At 51.3% G+C, this 24,484-nt stretch carries 23 protein-coding genes; 13 read left to right on the top strand and 10 right to left on the bottom strand.

Annotated features, from left to right (window positions below; all coding sequences use genetic code 11):
- The first annotated feature begins 159 nt into the window (after positions 1 to 159).
- Positions 160 to 1,296: a cytochrome P450 gene (locus HF324_RS19140; RefSeq protein WP_168804017.1), complete on the top strand. Its 1,137-nt coding sequence runs from the start codon at positions 160 to 162 to the stop codon at positions 1,294 to 1,296.
- Here the strand turns inward: HF324_RS19140 and HF324_RS19135 are convergent.
- The 7 genes from HF324_RS19135 to HF324_RS19105 all read right to left on the bottom strand — a co-directional run bounded on the left by HF324_RS19135 (position 1,290) and on the right by HF324_RS19105 (position 10,015).
- Positions 1,290 to 2,267, bottom strand: coding sequence for a terpene synthase family protein (locus HF324_RS19135; protein ID WP_168804016.1), 978 nt, complete (start codon positions 2,265 to 2,267; stop codon positions 1,290 to 1,292). The genes HF324_RS19140 and HF324_RS19135 overlap by 7 nt on opposite strands.
- 99 nt (positions 2,268 to 2,366) lie before the next feature.
- Positions 2,367 to 4,184: a hybrid sensor histidine kinase/response regulator gene (locus HF324_RS19130; protein WP_168804015.1), complete on the bottom strand. Its 1,818-nt coding sequence runs from the start codon at positions 4,182 to 4,184 to the stop codon at positions 2,367 to 2,369.
- A gap of 327 nt (positions 4,185 to 4,511) precedes the next feature.
- Entirely contained in the window at positions 4,512 to 5,330 is an 819-nt protein-coding gene (locus HF324_RS19125) for a PhzF family phenazine biosynthesis protein (protein WP_168860549.1), read from the bottom strand.
- Positions 5,331 to 5,353: 23 nt separating this feature from the next.
- Entirely contained in the window at positions 5,354 to 6,139 is a 786-nt protein-coding gene (locus HF324_RS19120) for a hypothetical protein (RefSeq protein WP_168860548.1), read from the bottom strand.
- A gap of 196 nt (positions 6,140 to 6,335) precedes the next feature.
- Complete coding sequence (locus HF324_RS19115; protein WP_168860547.1) at positions 6,336 to 8,231, bottom strand: tetratricopeptide repeat-containing sensor histidine kinase; 1,896 nt, start codon at positions 8,229 to 8,231, stop codon at positions 6,336 to 6,338.
- Positions 8,232 to 8,237: 6 nt separating this feature from the next.
- Entirely contained in the window at positions 8,238 to 8,984 is a 747-nt protein-coding gene (locus HF324_RS19110) for a LytR/AlgR family response regulator transcription factor (RefSeq protein ID WP_168804011.1), read from the bottom strand.
- Positions 8,985 to 9,439: 455 nt separating this feature from the next.
- Positions 9,440 to 10,015 (bottom strand): DUF1579 domain-containing protein, encoded by a 576-nt coding sequence (locus HF324_RS19105; RefSeq protein ID WP_168804010.1) that lies wholly within the window; start codon positions 10,013 to 10,015, stop codon positions 9,440 to 9,442.
- A gap of 135 nt (positions 10,016 to 10,150) precedes the next feature.
- On the opposite strand from HF324_RS19105, the gene HF324_RS19100 reads away from it, so the two are divergent.
- The 8 genes from HF324_RS19100 to HF324_RS19065 all read left to right on the top strand — a co-directional run bounded on the left by HF324_RS19100 (position 10,151) and on the right by HF324_RS19065 (position 17,892).
- On the top strand, positions 10,151 to 10,639 hold the full coding sequence (locus tag HF324_RS19100; RefSeq protein WP_168804009.1) for a hypothetical protein: 489 nt from the start codon (positions 10,151 to 10,153) through the stop codon (positions 10,637 to 10,639).
- Positions 10,640 to 10,794: 155 nt separating this feature from the next.
- On the top strand, positions 10,795 to 11,688 hold the full coding sequence (locus HF324_RS19095; protein ID WP_168860546.1) for a sugar phosphate isomerase/epimerase family protein: 894 nt from the start codon (positions 10,795 to 10,797) through the stop codon (positions 11,686 to 11,688).
- Positions 11,689 to 11,700: 12 nt separating this feature from the next.
- Complete coding sequence (locus HF324_RS19090) at positions 11,701 to 13,065, top strand: Gfo/Idh/MocA family protein (RefSeq protein WP_168860545.1); 1,365 nt, start codon at positions 11,701 to 11,703, stop codon at positions 13,063 to 13,065.
- A complete protein-coding gene (locus HF324_RS19085) occupies positions 13,065 to 14,162 on the top strand; it encodes a Gfo/Idh/MocA family protein (protein WP_168860544.1) in 1,098 nt (365 codons plus the stop codon). The genes HF324_RS19090 and HF324_RS19085 overlap by 1 nt, the downstream gene beginning before the upstream one ends.
- Before the next feature lie 580 nt (positions 14,163 to 14,742).
- Entirely contained in the window at positions 14,743 to 15,903 is a 1,161-nt protein-coding gene (locus HF324_RS19080; protein ID WP_168804005.1) for a T9SS type A sorting domain-containing protein, read from the top strand.
- A 60-nt stretch (positions 15,904 to 15,963) separates the two neighbouring features.
- Positions 15,964 to 16,635, top strand: a complete 672-nt coding sequence (locus HF324_RS19075) for a GDSL-type esterase/lipase family protein (protein WP_168804004.1) — start codon at positions 15,964 to 15,966, stop codon at positions 16,633 to 16,635.
- 65 nt (positions 16,636 to 16,700) lie between these two features.
- Entirely contained in the window at positions 16,701 to 17,483 is a 783-nt protein-coding gene (locus HF324_RS19070; RefSeq protein WP_168860543.1) for a hypothetical protein, read from the top strand.
- A 40-nt stretch (positions 17,484 to 17,523) separates the two neighbouring features.
- Positions 17,524 to 17,892 (top strand): YccF domain-containing protein, encoded by a 369-nt coding sequence (locus HF324_RS19065; RefSeq protein ID WP_078671797.1) that lies wholly within the window; start codon positions 17,524 to 17,526, stop codon positions 17,890 to 17,892.
- Here the strand turns inward: HF324_RS19065 and HF324_RS19060 are convergent, their stop codons facing one another.
- Positions 17,893 to 18,255, bottom strand: a complete 363-nt coding sequence (locus HF324_RS19060) for a glyoxalase superfamily protein (RefSeq protein WP_168804002.1) — start codon at positions 18,253 to 18,255, stop codon at positions 17,893 to 17,895.
- Between the two features lie 74 nt (positions 18,256 to 18,329).
- Positions 18,330 to 18,632 carry a hypothetical protein gene (locus HF324_RS19055; RefSeq protein WP_168804001.1) on the bottom strand — a complete coding sequence of 101 codons (303 nt, stop codon included), beginning with the start codon at positions 18,630 to 18,632 and terminating at the stop codon, positions 18,330 to 18,332.
- Between the two features lie 267 nt (positions 18,633 to 18,899).
- On the opposite strand from HF324_RS19055, the gene rbp reads away from it, so the two are divergent.
- The gene (gene rbp / locus HF324_RS19050) at positions 18,900 to 19,172 is read left to right on the top strand and encodes an RNA-binding regulator (protein WP_168804000.1); all 273 of its coding nucleotides are present in this window, start codon (positions 18,900 to 18,902) and stop codon (positions 19,170 to 19,172) included.
- 64 nt (positions 19,173 to 19,236) lie between these two features.
- On the opposite strand, the gene HF324_RS19045 is transcribed toward rbp, so the two are convergent.
- The gene (locus HF324_RS19045) at positions 19,237 to 20,730 is read right to left on the bottom strand and encodes an aminotransferase-like domain-containing protein (RefSeq protein WP_168803999.1); all 1,494 of its coding nucleotides are present in this window, start codon (positions 20,728 to 20,730) and stop codon (positions 19,237 to 19,239) included.
- 239 nt (positions 20,731 to 20,969) lie between these two features.
- Between HF324_RS19045 and HF324_RS19040 the strand changes: the two genes are divergently transcribed.
- The 3 genes from HF324_RS19040 (at position 20,970) to HF324_RS19030 (ending at position 24,474) form a co-directional block, all read left to right on the top strand.
- Positions 20,970 to 21,581: a hypothetical protein gene (locus tag HF324_RS19040; RefSeq protein ID WP_168803998.1), complete on the top strand. Its 612-nt coding sequence runs from the start codon at positions 20,970 to 20,972 to the stop codon at positions 21,579 to 21,581.
- A gap of 39 nt (positions 21,582 to 21,620) precedes the next feature.
- Positions 21,621 to 22,607 (top strand): biotin synthase BioB, encoded by a 987-nt coding sequence (gene bioB, locus HF324_RS19035; protein ID WP_168803997.1) that lies wholly within the window; start codon positions 21,621 to 21,623, stop codon positions 22,605 to 22,607.
- Positions 22,608 to 23,073: 466 nt separating this feature from the next.
- Positions 23,074 to 24,474: an OmpA family protein gene (locus HF324_RS19030; RefSeq protein ID WP_168860542.1), complete on the top strand. Its 1,401-nt coding sequence runs from the start codon at positions 23,074 to 23,076 to the stop codon at positions 24,472 to 24,474.
- Positions 24,475 to 24,484 lie beyond the last annotated feature (10 nt).

The following is a 24,484-nucleotide window of genomic DNA, read 5'->3' as shown; positions in this document are numbered from 1 at the left end:
AATACAATCCGTATTTTGTTTATTGTAACGATATACTGTTTATCACCGTTTTTTTTGTTTTATCACCGTTATTTATGTACCAGCGGTTACTGCATGTGGTGGCCGCACAAATGATTGTCACTTATGATTTCTCCTAATTCAATTCCCTGGTTTGCAAAAATGAGAGCCGAAAACCCGGTAGTGTATGATCCGGAATTTGTTTTCTATTACGGCGTAAAAGGAGCATGGCAGATCTTCTCACACAAGGAAGCCAAGCAGGTCCTGGGCGACTACCATTCCTTCTCCAATCTTTTTATCCCTAACCTGGGACAGAATATCATGGGCAGGAACCTGAACCAGAGCGATCCGCCGGACCATAAGAAACTGCGCTCGCTGGTGGCGAAGGTATTTGTGCCGTCGGTGATTTCCAGGCATGCGGAATGGATCAGGCAACAATGTGAGGAGATTATTGAACCGTTGCTGGAAAAAGGGGAGATGGATTTTATCCATGATTTTGCCATTGCATTGCCAAACCGGGTGATTGCTCAACTGCTGGGCATCCCGGCGGAAGATCATGCGCAGGTGCACAGCTGGGTCACTACCATCGTCACGAATGTAAAAACGATGGAAGAGATGCAGGCGTCTTTTGCAGCACAGCAGCAAATTGCGAACTATCTTGATAAAATGATTGAAATGCGGAGGGAAGAACCCAAAGACGACCTGATCTCGCATCTGCTGGCGTCGGAGGTGAACGGTGAAAGGCTGAACAATGAAGATCTGCTGGGCACTGTGGTAGGCATGTTCCTCGCCGGTTTTGAAACAACGTCCTCCTTGCTGGGGAATATCGCCTATACTTTCTGTCATCACCCGGAGGTGCTGGACCACTACCTGGAGCATCCGGAGGATTTTGACAACATCATCAACGAAGTGCTGCGGGTATTGCCTTCTGCCAAATCCATGACGCGGGTGGCCAAACATGATCTGGAGCTGCGGGGACAGCAGATTAAAAAAGGAGACTACCTCAATATCTGGCTGATTTCGGCCAACCATGATCCGGAGGTATTCCCGGAGCCGGACAAATTTGATTTCCGCCGTCCGAACCATTCAGACAGCCTGAGCTTCGGGCATGGCATACATTATTGTTTTGGAGTGCCGCTGGCGAAGATGGAGACAGAGATAGCGTTAAAGGTGGTGTTTTCCCGTATCAGGAAGCTCCGGATCAAAGAGGGGGCCCGGATTGAGATGACGCCGAGTACAATTATCACAGGCTTTACGAGGTTACCGGTCACGTTTTCAGCCGTGGGCGTATATCAGTAAGGGTTATAGCGGGGAGTGTCCGTAATGCTCCAGTAGAAGAAGCCGGCAACCATTGTTTCCAGTCCATCCAGATAGATCTGTATCCTTTTGTTCAGTTCTTCCCCGAAGTCAGGAAATGCCGCCCTGCAGGATACAAATTCTCCGATTTCATTATCATGAATAGATGCCGCCATCAACACTGCCTCTTCAAGGGTAGTGTTGTGGTGGTATTTGAGCATCATCACCAGATTGTGCTCATCGCCGTGTTCCAGTTCCTTACGGAGAGAGAACAGGTCGTTGGCCCAGCATACCACTCTTCTGGCCAGTGTGGTCAGATGCACCATGTCCGGATGTTGTAATACATACATGGGCAGCCATACGCCCGTGGCCAGCTCGTTGATATCTGTGCCGATGTTGGCGGCGGAAAAGAACAGCCGCATATACATGTACTGCGCCACCGTGGGATGTTTCTCCCTGTTTTTATTGTTTTTCGCTTCCCATATCGCGGCTTCGAAAGTTGCCTGTACGCTGATGAGGAACTGCGACTGCCAGCTGGGCCTGCTCAGCGCGTCGAGGCGTACGCAGATGTCGGCCAGCGCGTGGAAGAATTTGTTGTCCACCGGTGACACCTTGTGTTTGAGCACATAGGAAAAGCCATCTATCAGCTGCTGGAGGTAATTCTCTTCGCGGATGTAGGCGGTAGAGGGCTTTACGTGGTCCAGCTGCTCATCCAGCACAAACAGCCAGCTGTACAGGTTGTCGATACAGCACAGCAGTTCAAAATTTGCCTTCGGCATGGTCCGGCAGGTCATCCAGGCCATTTTGTAGCGGGCGAAGTAACGCTCGTCTTCCGGGCTGTCCAGCAGCTGGTATTTGTGCAGGAAGTCAAAGGTGTTGGAGGCTACCAGCTCCACATAAGGACTGACACTGGTAGGGAACGGGCAATACAGCCTGGGAATGACAATCTTCGCAGTAGTTTCGGTTTGATTCATAAAACATAGTGACAATCGGTGATAAACAAAAAGGTACCTGTCGCGCCGGTAAAGCGCGATAAAAAAAGAAACGGAAAACGGTTGATATCTGCTTAAATACTAATTTTTAACGATTGCCCCCGTGAGTAGGTTTTTGACCAGTACATCAATCAAGATATGGAAATCGATTGGTTTGATCATATAGGCGCTGGCCCCCTCCAGCATTATTTCATCAATGTTGGTTTCATCGGTATCGGCAGATGCGGCGATCACCGGGATGTGTCTTAAAGCAGGATTGGCTTTTAGTTCTTTCAGTACATCTTTGCCTGATTTGCCCGGCAGGCTCATGTCCAGAATGATGGCATCCGGATGATTGTGTGCTTTGAGCAACGCTTCCTGGCCATTATCGGCATGCATAATGGAGAAGCCGCGTTTGCTCAGCAGCAGCGACAGATAACGCTGGGTCATGATGTCGTCTTCCACCACAAGTATTTTTTTACCTTCAAAAGAGATCAGGTTGTTTTCTTTGATGTCGATGGTCGCGGACTTTATTTCGCCGGTAAAAGGTACTAACGGCAGGGATACAACGAATTCTGTTCCCTCGTCTATTTCACTGTGTACTTTGATGGTACCGCCCAGAATGCGAACGAGGTGATGGGTGATGTTGAGGCCCAGCCCGCTGCCTTCCGCAAAATTGATGGTGGTCCGGGTAAACTCTTTGAACAAGGTGGCCATTCTGTCCGGCGAAATGCCGGCTCCCTGGTCTCTTACAGCTATGTACCAGTGAGTGTCGTCCCGGTAGATGCGCAGGAAGATAACAGTATTGCTACGGGTGAATTTGATGGCGTTTACAAGGATATTGTTAACGATTTTAGTCAGTTTGATACTGTCTTCCACAATGGCGTCCGGAAAAGACTCCTGCACTTCCAGTTCAATTTTTACCCGTTTTTCATTGGCGAAATACTGGTAAATATTTACGATGTTGGTGATCCAGCTGTAGAGGAGAACATGCTCTTTTTTGACTTCGTCGAAGTTCCCCGTGTCCAGCTTGCATTTGTCCTGCGTGTTGTTGATCAGCGTCTGCAGGTTACGGCAGGCAATGAACAGGTCTTCGTCCACTTTTTTCTCGCTTCTGCTTTTTTCCTTGCCGGAGAGCAGTTTCAGTTGCGCAATACTGTAGATCGCATTCAGCGGCGTTCTCAGCTCATGGGTGAGCTCGCGGACATAAATATTTTTGGCGGTGACAGCTTTTTCCAGGTTGGCCGTCCGTTCTTTTACCTGTTGCTCCAGTCTTGTGTTGCTGGCATGCAGTTCCTGGTTCAGGTCGGTCAGCTGCTGGTTGCGCACCGTGATGGTATGAAACAGCTTGGCGTTGTAATGCACCAGGGTGACCAATGAAATAGAGGTCAGCGTCATCACTGTAAAAGCCGTACAATAATAGATGAGGCTCAGCATCTCCGGACTGAAGTCCATCGGCGGCAGAATATGGATAGCGCGGTTCACCTCCAGGAATAACAGGGTAGCTGCCGAAAATGCCAGGCAGTACGTCTGCGCCCTGCCCACTTTAATAAAGGAAAGGCAGGAGATCAGCAGAAAAAGCGTCAGCCAGATAGGGTCTACCGCAACGGACAGAATGCTGCCGAAATAAAGCGTCGATAAGTTGATCGTCACCTGGAGCGCCACACCGGCCGCCACATGTTTCTTCTTTTTATTACCATATAGCACCAGTCCAAACAAAACATTGCCCAACATGGTAGCAATCAGGATACTCAGGTATCCGGAGGAGAGCCAATATGTGACACCGAAGACTGAACCTAATACGATCAGTAAAAGCGCGACAATATTGATCTTGGTGATCCGGTAATTCAGCTCTTTTTCGTAGAAGTTGCTTCTGCCTAAGTGAGTGAGCGATCGGATAAAGACATTGAATGCTTTCATCTGGATTGTAAATTTTTCATGTGAGGTTACGCTCGAGATACGTCTTTTTAGTAATGGTTACTCTGGGTGGCTTTGGAGTGGAGCCGATGATTAACTTCCATCCTGCATTTAGCTAAATTTAACAAAAACCTGTTAAATAAATGATAAATATTTCGACATATTTAAAGATTAACAAATGGCTTTCGCAAACATAACATCCAACCCGAATAATCTGACGTAAAAATACAATATGTTATTGTAATAAACTGAAAACCAAAATTTTATTTTTATATCGGGAGATAAAAAAGGCTGCCTCGCGAGCAGCTTTGCTATGATGGAGGGGAGTCTTTACGCACTGTGGAGGGAAGATTGCGACGAAACAGGCACCTCGCAGGCGCCGGTGAAATAGGTCCGGGCATGCCCGGCCATCTTCACAATAGCACCCTCATCCGTGCAGTACAATGTGCCTCCGCGGTCCGACAGCTGCCGGGCCAGCAGCCCGGTTTTCTGAAGGCGTTCCCGCCAGTACGGAATGAGCGAACAGTGGGCCGAACCGGTAACGGGATCTTCGAATATAGAGGACTGCGGCGTAAAATAGCGGGATACGAAATCACAGTCCTTCCCCGGAGCGGTAATCACCACGCCGCCGGGATCAAGATTAATGCGGTCCAGCAGCTGACGGTCGATGCGTATTTCCCGTATGTCCGTTTCCGTGTCATACACCAGCACGTAGTCACGCGCCTTTAGTACCGCCACGGGCATACGGTCCAGCGCCTCCGCAATTTCCACGGGCAATGCCGCAGGCTCCGGTTTGCGGGACGGAAAGGAGAGGACGTACCGCTCTCCCTCGAACGTGACCTTCAGCAGGCCGCTGCGGGAATGAAAATGCAGCGTATCGCCGGCATACGCATGGAGGGTACGGATGGCATGAGCGGTAGCCAGCGTGGCGTGCCCGCAGAGGTCCATTTCAATTTCAGGAGTAAACCAGCGTAAGGCAAATCCATCTCCCTGCGGCATAAAAAAGGCTGTCTCGGCCACGGCGTTCTCCCGGGCTATCTGCAACAGCAACCCGTCCGGCAGCCATTCCTGCAAGGGCATCACACAGGCGGGGTTTCCGCCAAAAAGACGGTCGGTGAAGGCATCTATCTGGTAAAGCGGTAATTGCATGGTTTCTTCTTCAGTATTTACGTCTATTTTGTCTTGGTTCCCTTATTTATCAGCCAGACCAGTCCGCCGATGGCCAGCAGCAACAGGGGCGTCAGGATAAGCAGCGCCATCAGGGCCCTCAGCCAAACGGAACGGAAGTAGCCGACGCTGTAAAGGCCGGCGCCCAGCATCGCCAGACAGAAAACCAGCCAGCATCCGATCAGTATCTTGTAGCCGGCCGACAGCGGTTTGACGGGCTGGCTTCGCTCCTGATAGTCCACGATCTCCGGCGTGTTCCGGTAATGGCCCGAGTAGGCATAAAACTGCTTCCTGCCGATGGCCTCCCAGCCGGTGGTATCGGAGATGGCCGGTTTAAAATACGCTTTGTTGGCGGATACATGCTCATAAAAGTCCAGCAGCTCTTCCATGAACAGGTTCACGTTGGCATAAAAACCACTGAACTCCTCCAGGTCGATGTACAATACCTGGTCATGGGAGGGGACGGTAGCGAGGTACGACCGCCAGTCGTCATAAAGCGGCAGCAGCGAAGGATACACCTGTTCTATGTAGGGCCGGTGCGCGGCGGCGTTGCTCAGCGCTTCGGCCAGCGGTATCCGGATATCGGTGTCCACATAGGTGTCTTCCGGTCCTTCCTCCGTTTCTTCAGTCTCGCCGGCAGCGTATAAGGCAAGGAAAGCAGGCCGTACCTGTTCTATATCTTTCCTTTTCAGTAACAGTAACCAGAAGTAAGCGAGGCTGTTATTGCCTTCGAATAATACCTCCTGTTGTTCAGGAGCGGTCCTGATGGTTAGATAGGTCCTGTTGCCCATGTATTTGCGTTTGTCCTGGGTTTTAAATGATCAGCGTACAAAAATCATCCGTCCGGGTTGTAATCCGGGCTCACCATACCAGGTTGTAAGGATACTACACTTTTCTATGATAAACAATGTTTTTTGGGGCGGCCTTCCGGCTATCTGCTGCATGCATTTTCCCCATAATCGTGTCGCGGCAGCAGGCAGCTGTTACTTAACATCGCTGGGTGGGGATGATCAGGGTAACGCGAACGCCCGTACGCCCTTCGCCGGCTTTGTCGGTAATGCTGAGAGAGGCCTGCTTGCCTGTTTGTATGCTCAGTATTTTCAGCCGTTCCTGTGTGATGATACTTGACAGGGAATTTTTGTCCTTGTTTTTGGGGGGCTGCAGTCCCTGGCCGTTGTCTTCAATAACGCAATGCAGCTGGTCGCCCTGCAGCTGCAGGGTAATAGAGATATGGCCGCGGTGTGCGATATTACGCATACCGTGCTGGATGGCGTTTTCCACGAAAGGCTGCAGCAGCATAGGCGGGATACAGATGCCGCTGCTTTCTTCAGCCGGGATGTCATGGATCGTATAGCCAAAGAGGTTATCAAAGCGTACGGCCTGCAGACTGAGGTAGTTTTCCAGCGCTTCGGTTTCCTGTTGCAGCCGGACGAGGTTGTGCCGCGAGTTTTCCAGGTTAAGGCGCAGCAACCGTGCAAATTTATTGAGATACTTGACAGACTTTTCTTTTTCATCGCGGCGGATGAAACTTTGCAATACTGACAGGGTATTGAAGATGAAATGGGGTTCCATCTGGCTGCGCAGGAGCCGTTGCTCCAGTTCAATGCTCATTTTCTGGGTCACCAGCTTCCGCTGCCGTATCAGCAGGAAGGTGATCAGCAGGCCGAGCGCCAGCAGGATGGTGATGATCAGCAGGATGACCTGTTGCTGGCGTACAATGATGGCCTGGTTGTTATACTGCCGGCTCAGGTCTGTTGTTTTCTGCTGCTGTACTTTCAGGTCGTTGAGCGCCTGTATCTCCACAATTTTTCGCAGCTGCCGGTCTTCCTGTTCCTCCAGGGCCATATTGGCTGCGGAGTCGAGGTAGCTGATGGCGGTTTTGTAATCGCCTTTGTCATAATATACCTGTCGGATAGCGTCATAGGCGTCGCTCAGGTTACCGGCGTTGTTGTCCTTCCTGGCTTTCTCCAGTGCCTTACCGAAGTAGTGAAGCGCTGCGGAATAGTCTTTTTTCTCCTGGTGCAGCTGGCCGTAGTTGAGATATTCCCGGAAGCTGACTTTATTGATTTTCTCTTTGATGTTAAATGCTTTTTCCATCAGGGCGTGCCCCCTCGGTTTGTCGCCGTTCTTTTCATACAATACGCCCAGCGCGCCGTATACGGTGGCGAGGCGGATGGTATCGGGCTGCTGCAGCGCGTATTGCAGGGCGCTGTCCTGGTACTGGAGCGCCTGCCGGTATTGATGGCGGCGTTCGTAGATGCGTGACCGTTCTTCCATAAAAAGCGACAGGCGGAAGTAATCGTCCGTCACGGGATAGCTGTCCCGCGCCATGGCGGCATATGTTTCGGCTTTATCATAGTCGCCGAAGCGGAAATATATTTCTGCTGCCAGATCATACACCCGCCAGCTGCCGGCATACTGGTGCTGTTCAGCCAGCGAGATCAGGTGGAACAGCCGGGAAAAAGTACTGTCGTCTATTTTGCTGGTCAGCCGCACCTGTAGCCATCCCAGTTGCTGCAATATTACAAGGTCTGCCGGTTGACCGGTATCTGGACGCCCGGCGGGCAACATCTGGTTGAAGCTGTTGATAGCTGCCTGGTTGCTGTCGGCATACCAGTAATGGATACCTTCAAGAAAGTAGTAGTAACCGCTGGCGACGGGGCCGGCCCGCAAAGCGCTGTCTTTGAGCGCCGCGAGGCGACGGGCGGCCTGTGGCCCGTCCCATCGTGCGCCGGAATCAATGAGGTGCTGCAGCTCCCTGATTACCGGCGGGGTGGTGACGCCCTGCCCGGCAGGCGGCGGAGCAGCGGGTTGGGGCTGACATCCGCAGACGGCGCAGCAAAGGGATATAATCAGTAAAATGGATAGTCTGCGGATATACATGTACAATCAATTATGGTCGCCCATCAGGAACTGCCGGACATACTCGCGCTTACGGGCGGAAACAGGAATTTCTGTGCCGTCTTTCAGGATCAGGATGCCTTCTTTCAGAAAACGGTCTATAAAATGGTGATTGACGATGTAGGACTGATGGATGCGGATAAACCAGCTTTCCGGCAGCAGTTCCTCATACTCCTTGATAGGCCGGGAAACCATTACCTTTCTTTTGTCAGACAGGTGGAAGGTGGTATAACTGCCGTCGCTCTGGCAATAGAGGATTTCCTCGAAAGGCACTACCTGCAGGTATTGAGAGGAGCGGAGCACGATGCGGTTCTGCAGGGCCGGTTTTTTAGGCTGCAGATGCCCGCTGGTGATATCCATCTGGGTGCGGGTGTTGACGGCACTTTCGGACAACAGCCGTTTGAGGGTGGCCATCAGCTCCTCCTCATCCACTGGTTTCAGCAGATAGTCAAACGCCCCGAATTTGATGGCTTTGATCGCATGTTCATTATAAGCGGTGATGAAAATGATCCGGAAATTTCTGTCGGGAAATTCCTGTAAGAGGTCAAATCCGGTGCCGTCAGCGAGTTCAATGTCCAGTAGCAACAGCTCCGGTTCTGTGTTGGGGATGATGATCCGTGCCTCGGCGATGCTGCCGCAGCTCCCCAGTACAATGAAATCCGGGTAGCGTTTCATGAGCCATTCCAGATCTTTCCGGATGGCCGGTTCATCGTCAATAATCAGCGTACGGATCATGGTCTCGGATATGGGTTATTGCTCATTTTATTAAAAATAACAAAAAAATCAGGTATTACCGGATGGTAATACCTGCAAGGTTATCAACAAAGAATAAAAGGCCGACCTAACAGCTTACACATAATAGGGCTCTCCGGAGAACAAACTATATGACTGAACAATGCAGAAGCCGGTGCAGCTACGGTGTTCACCAGAATATTTTTATTTTATGCTGAATACATTCAAACATTTCCCTAAGGGAAGAACTGGATAGCGCCGGCCGCCAACGGCGGCAGGCAAAACAGGCGGATAAACAGCGGACGATCAAAGATAAGGCCACCGATTGCAGGAAGGCCCCTGAATTAATATCCGTACCGGTTTTGTTTATATTCGTTTTGGTTGTAATGTGTCGGCGTGAAAGAAGGCGGCCTGTGCTGTGGGGCATGGCCGCCGGCATATGTTATGGGTTGCAGCAGCTATTTCCGTTTGAAGGTGATTTCCATTTCCTTGAATTCTTTGCCATCGGCCATGCGGTACATTTCCATTGTATAGCTATCGGCGTCCCTGATTTTGATGACCTGGCGCAGCTCGACGGTTTTCTGGCTGGGGGGGTCAAACGACTTTCCGGTATAGACGATACCATTGAGGGCGGGGTCCCATTTGCCCTCCATCATCATCATGCCGGTGCCCATATTGTCGATCCAGCTGTTGAGGTACATTTTACGGGCGTTGTCGTAAGCGGTGGTACCGAGACCTTCGAAGGGCATGCCCATCATGTCTGCCGTATAGCGGCTTTCCTGATACCGTCCGCCGAGGATCATTTTGTTGGAACAGCTGCCGGTGGCTTTTTCCGGAGGAGCGCCGGGGCCTTTCCAGAAAGTCATGTCGGTGGTCCAGTCACCGTCGGTTTTGGCCAGCAGCTGATGTTCGGGGCCGGGCGTCATGTAGGCCATCCATGCTTTGTGGGCGGCGGTGGAATCCATTTGGGCATGCGCCATGTTAACTGAGAACAGGCAACCGATAACGGCGGCCAACACGTACTGTGCTTTCATAATCTGTGGCTGTTTAGAAGTGAGTAAATGGGGTTATTGAAGAATTGCAAGTTAACTAATTATGACATGTGCGCAGGCTTAGGTGTTGCACCATACTATTTATTAATTGTATTTTCGGGCCGCAATAAAATCAAGATGAAAACAGCGTCCATCAACGAGTTGAAGAAAGAGCTGGCAGCCGTGCCACCGGCGCAGCTGGCGGCCTTGTGCCTGCGCCTGGCCAAATATAAAAAGGAGAACAAGGAACTGCTGACTTATCTGTTGTTCGATGCGGACGATGAACAGGGATACATCAATGCGGTGAAGACCGAAATGGACCAGGGGTTTGAGGAAATGGCCGGCAGCAACCTGCACAATGCCAAAAAACGGTTGCGCAAGATATTGCGGCTGGTCAACAAGCATATTCGTTACATGGGCTCCAAGCCGGCAGAGGCAGAGCTGCTGATTTATTTCTGTGAGCAGCTGCTGGACTCCGGGCTGTTACGACACCAGAGCACGGTGCTGCATAATCTGTACGCAGCCCAACTGAAAAAAATAGTGAAGGTGATCGTGGGATTGCATGAGGACCTGCAATATGATTTCAGGCGCCAGGTAGAACCGCTGCTGGAAGCTTTGAAAACTTGACCATTTGAAAATTTGGTTATTGGTGATTGTATTATATCTGGCCCCTACGATAAAATACCCCCGGTCATTTCAATAATAAAATAACTAAATAATAAAATAACCAAATAAATTGGTTATTTTTTCCAGCAGCCTTTCTTTTCCGGGCTTTCCACTTTATGAAAAACACGCTGACCGGTCTATTCTTCCTTTGTTTCGCTACTTTATTGCAATCGAATGCAGGTGCACAGTCGCCTGCCGGGAAAAAGGGCATGCCTGTCCTGGGCATTGCCGCCTCCATGGATAACGACAGTCTGGCCGGTGCGGCCGGTTTCTCCTGCCTTGAAGAGACGGTTAAAAGGATGCTGGCGCCTTCCGTCAGTGAGGCGACCTTTACGGCCAATATACAACGGATCAACAAAGCCCGTTGCCGGGTACAGACCTGTAATGTTTTTATACCGGGCTACCTCAAATTAACGGGGCCGGCTGTCAATGAAGCATGGGTACTGGGGTACGTGGACACGGTAATGCAACGGGCGGAAAAGGCGGGTATCCGGTTGATCGTACTGGGCAGCGGCGAGGCGCGTAAGATTCCGGAGGGGTTTAACCGGGACACGGCGAAGGGACAGTTTATCCGGCTGGCCCGGAAAATGGCAGATATTGCAGCAAAACATAACTGCCTGATTGCCATGGAAAATTTAAATGCTACCGAAACCAACTTTGTAAACACAATAGCCGAAGGTTGCCAGGTGGTGACCGCCATCGGGCATCCGCATTTCAGGTTGACGGCCGACATTTATCACATGTTGCGGGAGAACGAACCGGCAGATAACCTGCTGAAGGCAAAAGGCATCCTGGTGCATTGTCATATTGCGGAGCGGGAGAAACGTTCCGCCCCGGGAGTGGAGCAACAGGATTTCCGTCCTTACCTGGCAGCGCTGCGCAGCATCGGCTATAGCGGGCGGATCATGATGGAGTGCCGTTGGACCGATCCTGCAAAGGAATATGCGCCGGCGGTGGCTTACCTGGAAGGGCAACTCAATGAAGTATATCATATCTCCGGAAAAAAATAAAATACTTGTACAATGACAACCACAAAAAAGACAAGACGGGAATTTCTGCAACAGTCCCTGATGGCAGGGGCGGGGTTAACGATCACGGCTATGGGAATGCCGGCCAGCAGTTATGCCCGTATACTGGGTGCGAACGACAGGGTGAATGTGGGGCTGGTAGGATTTTCCGACCGTGCCCGGCAGGCGTTGCTGCCTTCTTTCTTCAGCCATAACAAGGAGCTGAACTTCGACCTGATCGCGGTGTCTGACATATGGAACCGCCGCCGCGAAGAGGGCAAGGCTTTCCTGGAAGAGAAGACGGGGCATAAGGTGCAGGCCTGTGTCAACAACGATGAGCTGTACCGGGTGAAAGACCTGGACGCAGTGTTTATCGCATCGGCTGATTTTCAGCACGCCTATCATACCATCGAAGCAGTAAAAAACAAATGTGACGTATACAGTGAGAAGCCGTTTGCCGAAACGATGGACGACGCCCGCAAGGCGCTGAAGGCCGTAAAAGAGTCCGGCAGGATCATGCAGGTGGGCACACAGCGGCGCAGCGGTACGAGTTACCATGCAGCGGCCAATTTTATTAAGCAGGGAAAGTTCGGCGATATCACCATGGTGGAGATGACCTGGAATGTAAACCAGCCGGGACGCTGGCGCCGGCCGGACCTGGTAAAGAGCATCCGGGAATCTGACACGGACTGGAAGCGTTTCCTGGCCGGGCGTCCGAACGACAGCTGGGACCCGCGCAAATACCTGGAGTACCGTTTGTTCTGGCCTTATTCCTCCGGCATCTTCGGGCAGTGGATGACGCACCAGATTGACACCGTGCATTGGTTCAGCGGCCTGAAACACCCGCGCAGCGCCGTGGCCAATGGCGGCATCTATATGTGGCATGACGGCCGCAAGAACCCGGACACGCTGACCGCCGTATTTGATTATGGTCCGGCCGACAACCCGGAAAAAGGTTTCCAGGTAATGTACAGCAGCCGTTTTCATAACTCTGCCGGGGGTACGAAAGAGATCTATTATTCCAACGGCGGCACCATTGATATGTCTACCAGTAAAATTACCAGCACCGGCGGATTAACAGAAAAGGAGGCAGCGGAGATGGGAATGCACGCCAACCTGTTGACACCGATGACGCTGAGTACACAGGAAAAAGCGGAGACCAGCGCCAACACCGGCGGCGACCCGCTGACCAGCGCGCATGTGCGCAACTGGATGACCAGTGTGCGGGACCGCAAGCAGCCTCACGCGCCGATAGAAGCGGCCTATTCGCACTCTATTGCGCTGATCATGGGCAACGCCGCTTACCGTACGGGAATGAAAGCTACTTTTGATGAAGCTACCCAGGAAGTGATGGTGGGTGGTAAAGTATTTACGATGTAATGAAACGATATTATATTTTTCTGTTGTTGATGCTCGCACAGGTCTGCGCTTCAGCGCAGGCCCTGCGGGTGGCCGTTGCCGGCGTATCGCATGGCCACTCCGGTTGGATACTGGGCCGTGCCAATCGCAATGATATACAACTGGCAGGCATATACGAAAAAGATACCGCCCTGGCCGGCAAGGTAGCGCGGCAGTATCATATACCGCCGCAGCAGGTGTACCATGACCTGGGCCGGATGCTGGATGCCGTGAAGCCGCAGGCCGTACTGGCCTTTGGATCGGTGTACAGTCACCGGGAAGTAGTGGAAGCCTGTGCACCGAGAGGCATCCATGTGATGGTAGAAAAGCCGCTGGCCGCCAATCTGCCCGATGCGCTGGCGATGGACTCGCTGGCGCGGCAGTATGGAATCCATCTGCTGACCAACTACGAAACCAGCTGGTACCCTACGGTGGCTAAAACCTTCCAGCTGCTGGAAGACAGCAGTTTTGCAGGCCGTGTACGGAAGGTGGTGATCCATGACGGGCACCAGGGGCCGCAGGAGATAGGATGCAGCCCCGCTTTCCTGTCGTGGCTGACCGACCCGGTGCTGAACGGTGGTGGCGCGCTGATGGACTTTGGCTGCTACGGCGCCAACCTGATGACACGGCTCATGAAAAACCGTATGCCCGTTGCCGTTACAGCCGTCACCCGCCAGTATAAGCCTGACCGTTATCCGAAGGTAGATGACGATGCCACAATTATTGTAGATTACCCTGACGCTCAGTGCATTATACAAGCTTCCTGGAACTGGACCTTTAGCCGCAAAGATATGGAGGTGTACGGAGACAAAGGGTATATCATAGCGGCAGACAAAAATACGCTGGTGCTTCGTAACCGTGAGCCAGCGCCGGCAGTAATCCGGCAAGTCACGGCAACGGATATACCGGTTTACGAAGATCCGTTCCTCTACCTGGCTGCCGTGGTGAAGGGGAAAGAAACGCCGCCGCCTTACGGCCTGTATGCGTTGCCCAATAATGTGCTGGTGCTGCGCATCCTCGAGGCCGCCAAAGAGTCGGCCCGTACGGGAAAGAAAGTGCTATTTACGGTGCAGCGGTGAGTCAATATGTTCCCGTTCGGGATAACCGCTCTCCGGAAAGATGTTTCTGTCCCGGAGGTAAATAACGCTACGGACGCCCGCTCCGTTTCTTTGTAAAGATCCTTTTATTCAGGGACCGCATTCCCTTCCTGCGCAGGAGAGGGGTGCGGCCTCTGCCCTCAACCCTCAACTCTCTGCACTCGACCCTCAACCCTCAACCCTCAACTCTCTGCACTCGACCCTCAATCCTCGACCCTCAACCCTCAACCCTCGCCCCTCAGTCTTCAGCCCTCAACCCACAGCCCTTAGCAGGTCAATCCTCAACCCTTAGTCCTCAACCCTTAGTCCTCAACCCTCCACCCTCAACCCTCAACCCTCAACCCTCAACCCTCAACCCTCAACCCCGGCTCCCTCTGCAACGCGAGTCCCTTCTCCGGGAAATCGTCGGACGAAATCTCAATACACCTCCACCAGGGCTAAAATAAATTCCCCGTAAAAAGACAAAATATCAAATAAAAATATTAAATTATGTATGTTATGAAATCGATTGCATAATCCATACCGAAATCTGAATCCAAAAACCCTCAAACATGTATCACTTATGAAACTTCCTGAAAGCAAACCTTTGCATGATTTATGGAAACCTGCCCTCCTCACTATTGCCGGTTTATTTTGTTGCTCCGCCAGCCATGCGCAGGTAACATTGTCCGCCAACGGCCCTGGCAACACCTACGAGCTGATAGAGAGTGTGCTGGGCAGCGGCACTGCCAGCGAAGTGCCGGACTGTGCACATCCTTCGTTTGGCCGCCACATTACTGAAGAATTTGACGCGACCCTGAACAAGAATGTTTTTGTTTTTTTCCTGCACACCACGCCGGACAACGACCGTTGCGGTTCCAACACTGACCGGCAACGGAATGAGATCAAGACCTTCGGGCCTTCGCCGGCCAACGTAAAAGCCACGTACGGAGAGACGGTCACTTATCGGTGGAAATTCAAGATAGACGCCGGTTTTGTGCCGACTACCAGCTTCTGTCACCTGCATCAGATCAAAGCCGGCGATGGCGACGACGGCGCGCCGCTGATCACCCTGACACCGCGTGCCGGCTCCCCGCAGAAGCTGCAGGTCATCTACACGCCGGGCAGTGGTGAAACCGGCGGCGGAGAGAAAGCCAGCGCGCCACTGTCTTCCTTTAAAGGTACCTGGGTAGAGGTAGAGGAAAAAATCACCTATACTACGACCGGCTCCTATAAGGTCATTATTAAAAAGGTCAGCGATGGCACCACGCTGTTGAACTACAGCAATAACAACATTAATATGTGGCGTGACGGTACCACCTTCTGTCGTCCTAAATGGGGAATTTACCGCAAACTGGCCACCGGTATCCGGGATGAAGAGGTGCGGTTTGCAGACTTCTGTATCGCCGAAGGCAGCGCTACCTGCGGCAGCCCGCTGCTGGCGACTTCGGACACTCCGCCGGCGGCGACAGTCACCACTGCGCCCGAAAAAATTTCCTTCCAGGTATTTCCCAATCCTTTTCCACAGATCGCGTATATCGACCTGGACGTAAAAGAAGCGGGCAATACCACCGTAGAGGTGTTTGACACCCAACAGAAAAGGGTAGGGCTGTTGCTCAACAGCCCGCTGCAGCCGGGCAATCACCGCACGGCACTCGACACCAAAAACCTGCCTGCAGGCGCTTATGTCATCAAACTGACCCATAACGGGAAGGTATATACTAAGGTGGTAACCAAACAATAAGTCGGCGGAAGAATTACGGAAAGGGTTTCCTGATTCGTAATTCTTCCTTATTTTGTGCCAATGACAAAGTTGTTTTTTCCTTTTCTGTTAGGCTTGTTGATATCAGCCAGTAGCCTGCATGCGCAGGAGAAGGTCCGTTACGAGGATGATGTGCGGACCATCAAAAAGTATGACAAGATGTTTGCGCCCCCGGCAGATCCCATTTTATTTGTCGGCAGTTCTTCCATCCGTAAATGGGACGACCTGGAGCGCACATTCGCCAGCTACGTGGTGATGAACAGAGGCGTAGGCGGTGCGGTGCTCAACGACATTATCTATTTTGCACAGGACCTTATCTTCGACTATCATCCCCGCCAGGTGGTGATCTACGTGGGAGAAAACGACCTGCCGGAAGGAGCCACGGCCGATAGTGTATTCAGCCGCTTTCAGCGACTGTACAGCGTTGTCCGCTCGCGATTGCCCGAGGTGCCGATTGAATACATTTCCCTGAAACCCAGTCCGTCCCGCGTGCAATACATGAAAACGGCCGCAGAAGCCAACGCGCTCATCAAAGCCTTCCTGGCGAAGGAAAAGAACGCCCACTTCATCAACGTGTATCCGCTGATGCTCGATAAGAACGGGCAGCCCCGGCCGGAACTTTTTGTGGCAGACATGCTGCACATGAACCCGAAAGGCTATGCCATCTGGCGCAAAGCGATACAACCCTACCTGCTTAAAAGGTCCTCCAGATAACATTTTATTTTTTGGAACGCAGCCGGTAAAGCGGCTGCGTTCCTCTCATTGAACGTTTTCCCTATATGCGAACCATTGTTACCTACTTCCAACTGGCCGGCGAGTTTACCAACCCCTACAAGTTCGTCACCGGCGCCATTCTCTCTGGTCTGACTGCCTTTGCTGTTGCGCTCATCCTGGTATTGTTGCTGCGCAAATACATGCTGGTGCCCCGTTCCCACAAACTGCTGAAGTTCCTGGCTTATGCCTATTTTGTAGCGCTGCCATTGATCGCCGGATTCTTCGGGCTGAAATGGGGATTTTTCCATAGTCTGCGTAAAGATATCCGGGAGCATACCGATGTATATGCGGCCCACGTGCCGCCGCTTTTTAGCGAACAGGTGCCGGGCGCCGTGGACTCCCTGTTTGGCGGCCATGCCGGCGTTTCTTCTCTCAGCACGCACCAGCTCATTGATACCGCGGCGGTGGTGATTTATAACGTTTACGGCAGTACGCTGGAACAACAGCTGTCTGCAACACAGGGCGTTAAAGGCAAGCTGGCTTCGATGCTACTGCATATTTCCAAAAACAAAAACATCGCCGCCATGATGCATAAGGCGGTCTATAACTTATTGCATGATAAGTTGGGATTGTCGGACGGTGCGAGCAATGAGGTCGTACATGCCTCGTTACGGAAATTGCTGAACGGTAATCTTTTTGTCAATATTGCGGTTGTCCAGGTGGACCAGTTTCTGAAGGGGCTGCAGCGGGGCATTCTGTATACGTTCCTGCTGATACTGGCTGTTCCGCTGATCGAGGTAGGATATGCCCATTATCGTTACCGTCACCGCCGGCAGCCTGCAGTATAACTACTATGCAGAGTATTTACTTTTCTGTAATATTACAGTTATGAACTTAATCGGAAATATTATCTGGCTGATTTTTGGCGGATTGGCCGCTGCCCTGGGCTACTTTGTGTCGGGGTTTCTTTTTTGCATCACCATCATTGGTATCCCATTCGGGATACAGTGCATGAAAATCGGGCTGTTCACACTGATGCCTTTCGGGCGGGAGGTGCGTGACGGCGTGGGTTCTACAGGATGCCTGTCCACCTTGTTCAATATTATTTGGGTGTTTACCGGCGGGCTGTGGGTAGCTATCTGCCACTTCTTTTTCGGTGTATTGCTGACGATCACCGTTATCGGTGCGCCCTGGGGCCGGCAGCATTTTAAACTGATGAGCCTTACATTTGCGCCGTTTGGCAAGGAGATCTATTGATCAGGCTGATTCTTCGAAGATAATGGTGTTCTGGAACGGGTCTATTACTGTCATCAGCAGGACTTCAGGGTTCCAGTCGGCCCGTTCCAGTCCCGGGTTCATATACTTATAGTCCTTCTTGCCCAGCTTTGCATGGAAGGCTTTCAATCCTTTAAACTCCGTGATGCTGATCCGCGAACCGGGCGTACCGTCGCCATGGTGCTCGGAAAGGTCTATCTGGGTATCGCCTTTGGCAATACGCATGTACACCGGGGCGCCCTCAGGCTTATGCTCCCAGAGGATTTCAAATTCCAGCCAATCAACGTAGAACTGTATGGCCCGGGCATAATCAAACATGCGGAAAATAGGAATGATGCGTGACATAAGTATCTGATTGATACTTAAATATAACAAAATAATGTGGAGACCGGTGCTTTTACTTCCCGCATGATGGTTTTTCAGGTCGTCTGTGCCCGCAAGGTAAAAATCTGCAGATAATGCTGGATCAGCATGCCGATTTTTTTACGGAGCCAGTCGATCGTGACGGTGGACTTGTTTTCTGAAACGAACGCTGCAGCAGCCTCATCCAGCTTTTGATGAAAGTGGATCTGGTACTTTTGCTGCCATTGCCGGAAAAGGTTTTCCTGCTGATGTCTGTCGATGTTTTTGGTGCACAGCGAAAATTCTCCGTAGGTGCTTAACAGGATGTCGTAGGCAATTTCGTCAAAGAAGGTGATGAGCCTGTGATCTTCTCTAAGCATAACAGGATATTAAAAGGGTTATTCAGAATATGGCCTTACTGTCTGTTGTGTTATGTGCCGGCTCGAGGTATACTCAAAAGTGCGTTTCTAAAGATAAGAAATAAAAAGCGGATAGCGAATTTTTTCCGGGGGAAAAAGGAAAATTAACTGTACCTTGGACGAAATTTGAGGTTTATCGCTTCTGTAAGCTACCATTACTCTCGCCGGTCATTCTGTTTTACACCTGCATTCTTCTCAGATATTTTTCACTTTAAAATTTTAACTCCAATGAATCTATATGTGTCCAACCTGGGATTTAATTTCCAGACTGAGGAGCTGGCAATACTGTTTATGGAATACGGTGCAGTATCATCCGCAAAAGTCGTTGCGGACAAATTTACCAACAGAAGCAAAGGGTTTGGCTTTGTTGAAATGCCTGATCAGCACGAGGCTGAAAAGGCGATGAACGACCTTAACGGAAAAGAGATCGACGGTCGCGTGATCAGCGTCACAGAGGCACGGCCTCCGAAGGAAAGACCGAGATATTCCAATCGCTATTAATAGGATGTTTATAGTGGATGCAGACGATGTCTGTCTTGGTTCTCCGGGGCAGGCGTCTGTTTGTTTACGTTCCTTTCCCCATTACCTCCAACACCCCCTTCTTCAGTATCCTCACACTCTCCGCTGCTTCTTCCTGCGTAAAATGCCCGAATCCCAGCCGCATGGCGGTAAGGTCCCGGTGCTGGTACAACAGCGTTTTGGGAATAAAGAGATTATTCCGGGAGCAGGCTTTTCCCAGCTGCATCAGGTTGATAGGCCGTTTCCAGCGCGTCCATACGGCGAGACCGCCGGCCGGCTTCCGCAGCTCCATAAAATCCTGTAGCTCGTCCTGCAGCACGTCTACAATATGGTCCCGCCGTTCGCGGTATACTTTAAGCGATTTTTTGAGGTAACGATGGATTTCCCCCGACCCGATCATTTCCCCCAATACCTGCTCCATGAGCACATCGCCCTGCCGGTCGATGATGCCGAGGTGTTTGCGCATTTCTGTCATCAGGTTTTCCGGGGCGATGATAAAACCGGTACGAAAGCCGGGCGCGAGGGATTTCCCGAACGCGCCGGTATATACGACCATGCCGTTGGTATCGGCGCTGGCCAGGGGCAGCACGGGGCTGTTGTCATAGTGGAAGTCGTAGTCGTAATCATCTTCGAGGATGACGAAGCCGAATTCCGAGGCCAGGTGCAGCAGGGCGATACGGCGTTCCGCACTGAGGGTGACGGTGGTAGGGTAGTGGTGGTGCGGGGTAATGTACAACATACGGATACGCTGCCGCTCGCAGATGCGGCGTACGGCATCCACGTCGATACCGTCTTCGTCGATCGGGACGGAGAGTATCCGCGCGCCCGATTTCTGAAAGATCATGTTGACGGAAAAATAGCTCAGGGAGCCCACCAGTACGGTGTCACCGGGTGACAGCAGAATTTCGGAGGTAATATAAACGCTCATCTCGGTGCTGCGGGTGATGAGGATATTGTCTTTGGAGATATGCAGGCCGCGGGACTGGTTCAGGTAATTGGACAGGTGTTTTTTGAAGAACTCGCTGCCATCCTGGTTATAATACCCCAGCTTACGGTGATTGCTTTTGCGTTTGAGATGGCCGCTATAAAGGCTGGACAGGTGGCTGACCTGCGTCAGGCGGATGTCGGGGGTGCCGTCGTTGAACACATATTCACAGGTGGAATGTTCAAACGGGTTGTCGAGCAGGCTGGATTTCCGGAAATCGAAGCCGGTCTCTTTGGGGTACCGCGCCAGCGGCGTATCCGGCGTGGACCGGATTTTCTGCGGCCGGCCTTTCGTTTGCCCGATGATAAAAGTGCCTTTATTGGGCCGCGTTTCTATCCAGCCCTGGGTGTCCAGTTCTTCATATACCGCTACGATGGTGTTGCGGTTTACTTCCAGCAGTTCGCTGAACTGGCGGGTGCCGGGCAGTTTGGTGCCTGTCACCAGGTACCCCCGCTGAATGGCATTGATCAGCTGGTGGGCAATCTGCAGGTAGATGGCGGTGGCGGACTGCCGGTCAATCTGTACAAAACTCTTATAGGGGACCGGACTGCTCATGTCGGGTAAAATGTTTTAATTAAATAGTCCGGCAAGTTATCTTATTTCTACCTGAATCTATATAAATATTATTTTATTTAATATTTATGTTGTTGATATGTATGTTTTTGAATGATGAAAATGCCGTCTGATATACCCGATCATCCCCATAAACAATCATCCGGACCAGCTATTATATCAAAACTGGCCCAGTTGAGTCATCCGGTAAGCGGTTACTTTTGACCGGAAACGTATGATATATGCAAGATTTACTGCAACATATCGTTGGACACAACGACCTGCACGCCAAATGGCTGAACACGCTCTCTTTTATGGAGAATGCCGGCGCCCGTAAAATTTCAGCCTGTGAGCATCCCACGCTCGTGGATTTTATCCAGCTGAAACATGCAGCGGAAGAACACCGCCACGCTTATTACCTGAAAAAACAGATCGCCAAGGTAAGTCCGGACACTTGTAAAACATACCAGCTGCACGAGCTGCTGGCCCCGCATCAGACCAGGCATTACCTGCATCAGCTGGACATGCAGACCTGCCGCTACATCAAAAACACTTTTGGCCTGCAGGGCAGTCAGCTGAAGTATGCCGCGTATCTCTTCGTGACATATGCCATAGAAGTACGCGCCGATGAACTGTACCCGGTATATCAGGCTGCATTGGACAAAGCCGCCAGTAAAGTGATGGTACGCTCTATTATCATGGAAGAGGAAGGACACCTGGAAGAGATGATCAAACAGCTGCAGGACTTTGCGCCCGACTGGGAAACACATGCCCGGCATGTGCAGGAGCTGGAGCGGCAACTGTTTGGCAACTGGCTGGCAGCCATCGGGCAGCAACTCGCACAATACGCATAAAGACACTCACCATAACACCGTTAAATTTAATCAGGAAGCATGACATCAACAGCTATCAGAAACGACTGGACGCTGGAGGAAATCCAGGCCATTTACGACCAGCCCCTGCTGGACCTGGTTTATCAGGCAGCCACCATTCACCGCGAGTTTCATTCCGCCCGGGAGATACAGGTGTGCACCCTCTTGTCCATCAAAACAGGCGGATGCCCGGAAGACTGTTCCTATTGCGGACAGGCAGCCCGGTATCATACCGATATCAAGGTACAGGCTTTATTACCCACCGAAACCGTGATCGCCCATGCACAGAAAGCCAAAGACAACGGGTCCACCCGTTTCTGTATGGCCGCCGCCTGGCGCGAGGTAAGGGATAACCGAGACTTCGACCGTGTGATAGACATGGTAAAAGGCGTCAATGAACTGGGCATGGAAGTGTGCTGCACGCTCGGCATGCTCACGGAAGAACAGGCGGTCCGCCTGCAGGAAGCCGGTCTGCACGCCTATAACCACAACCTCGACACTTCCGAACAATACTATAAAGAAATCATTTCCACCCGCAATTTTGATAACCGTATCAATACGATCAACAATGTCCGCAAAGCCGGTATCACCGTGTGCTCCGGCGGTATTATCGGTTTGGGGGAAACGCACCGCGACCGTATCTCCATGCTGCTTACGCTGGCCACGATGCCCAAACATCCGGAGTCGGTGCCCATCAACGCGCTGGCCCGTGTGAAAGGCACGCCGCTGGAAGATAATCCCAAAGTGGACGCGTGGGACATGGTGCGCATGATCGCCACGGCACGTATCGTGATGCCTGCGTCTACCGTACGTCTTACCGCAGGCCGTATCGAGATGACGGAATCCGAACAGGCCTGGTGTTTCATGGCCGGCGCCAATTCCATCTTCACCGGCGAACGGCAAACACTGCTGGTAACTCCAAATCCCGGTGTGTCAGAGGATATGCAGATGCTGCAAAACCTCGGACTGCAGCCAATGCCCAATAAAAAAGAAATGTCCGCCTGTTAAACGGACAACGGATAAGCATTGCAGGAAGCCTGTGCATGAGCACAGGCTTCCTGCTTTATGCCTGTTCCCATAATTCGTATAGGCGTTTAGGATACCAGGCCTTTTTTGGAGGGCCACGAAATCCCAATGCGTTTATTTGATGCAGCGGGATTTTCTGGCTAGCTAATTATTGAAAAAATATGGGCATATAACTAAGATGTATAAACGTTATTTATTTAGTTTGAAAAAATGTTATATGATAAGGCAGTAGATAAGGTGGTGAGGTGTAGCTGATTTTTTTATATCCGTTGAAACCCTTTGTGGTAAAGGGGTACAGGGGAGAGTTTTTAAGGTTGATTCCGGTTTTGGCACAGGCTTTGCAAATAGCCTGCCTGTTCTAACAATGGTACCTTGGTTGTTAACGACTTTATGTTTGTTATACATGGAACAGATTATATAATTTAACCCAATTCTAAATTTTATGAGGATGTTTACGAAATTTGGGAAGTCTCTCATGATGACTTCATCTGTACTTGCATTGACTGGCGCTGCTGCAATGGCACAGGACCAGGACAGTACCCTGAAAACAAATCGTGTAGTTCCCTTCAATGGCGTAAAAGATTATCGTACATGGTCAGTTGGTGCATGGGGTGGCGGATCCGCTGCGTTTGGCCCATTTGGCGGTCCCTACTACTTCAATAACTTCGACTTTAAGAATGTTGGCATTGTATACGGTGCGTACGTGAAAAAGCAGATTTTTCACAACTTTGGCCTGCAGGCGGACTTCATGCGCGGACAGGTAAAAGGCGCCACCAAAGCATCGCAGACACTGACTGATATTAATGGTGCGCCGTTAGCAGGTGGTATCAAATCTTTCCAGACGGATATTGACTGGTCTGCCTCACTGAGTGGTGTGTTCAGCCTGGGTTCCATCAACTGGATCAACAAACAGAGCTTTGTTATTCCTTACGTGTCTGTAGGTGCGGGTGCGATAGGTTTTAAACCTACCGTTACCGCTGCGGACGGAACAGAAAAGGAAGTGCTGACTACCAGCGGTAAGTCCAGCCACCGCGAAATGTTCATCCCTGTTGGCGTGGGCGCTAAGTTTGTAGTAGCTCCCGGCGTGAACATCGATCTGGCGTACACGGCTAACTTTGTGAACAGCAAAGTATTCGATGGTGTGAACAGCGGTAACAAAGACAAATTCTCTACTGCCAAACTGGGTCTTGAATTTGCCATCGGTAAGAAAAGAAAACCACAGCTGGCGGTTGTAAATCCTGCTGCTCAACTGGCAGAAGATCTGTGGAGCAAAAACGCTGCACTGAAAACTTCTCTCGCAGAAAGCGATGCCCGCAACGAAGCTGCTATCGGTCAGCTGAAAGAGGAAATTGCCGGTATGAAAACCGACACCGACGGTGACGGCGTTCCTGATTACCTGGACAAATGCCCGAACACTCCTGCCGGTACTAAAGTAGACGGCGCTGGTTGCCCGCTGCCGGCTCCTGTGCAGGTGATAAAAGAAAAAGTTATCGTAACAGAAGCAGACAGGAAAGTGGTAAAAGACGCGATCGACAACCTGGAATTTGACCTGGGTAAAGCGACTATCCGTCCTAACTCTTTTGCCAGTCTCGATAAAGTAGCCAGCCTGCTGGTAGAGAAAAACTTCAGCCTGAAACTGGCCGGTCATACGGACAACACCGGTTCTGCCGCCACCAACATGCGTCTCTCCAAAGAACGTGCGGAAGCGATCAAAGCTTACCTGGTGTCCAAAGGCGCTAATCCTTCCCGGATTGAAGCTACCGGTTACGGTTCTACGCAGCCGATTGCTTCTAACAAAACCGCTGCCGGCCGTCAACAGAACAGAAGGGTAGAATTCACTTTATACTAATCTTCTTTAA

This window comes from Chitinophaga oryzae, assembly GCF_012516375.2.
In the GTDB taxonomy this organism is placed as follows: Bacteria; Bacteroidota; Bacteroidia; order Chitinophagales; family Chitinophagaceae; genus Chitinophaga; species Chitinophaga oryzae.
The sequence above is the reverse complement of the archived record's forward strand: the minus strand, read 5'-3'. Positions and strand labels throughout refer to the sequence as shown.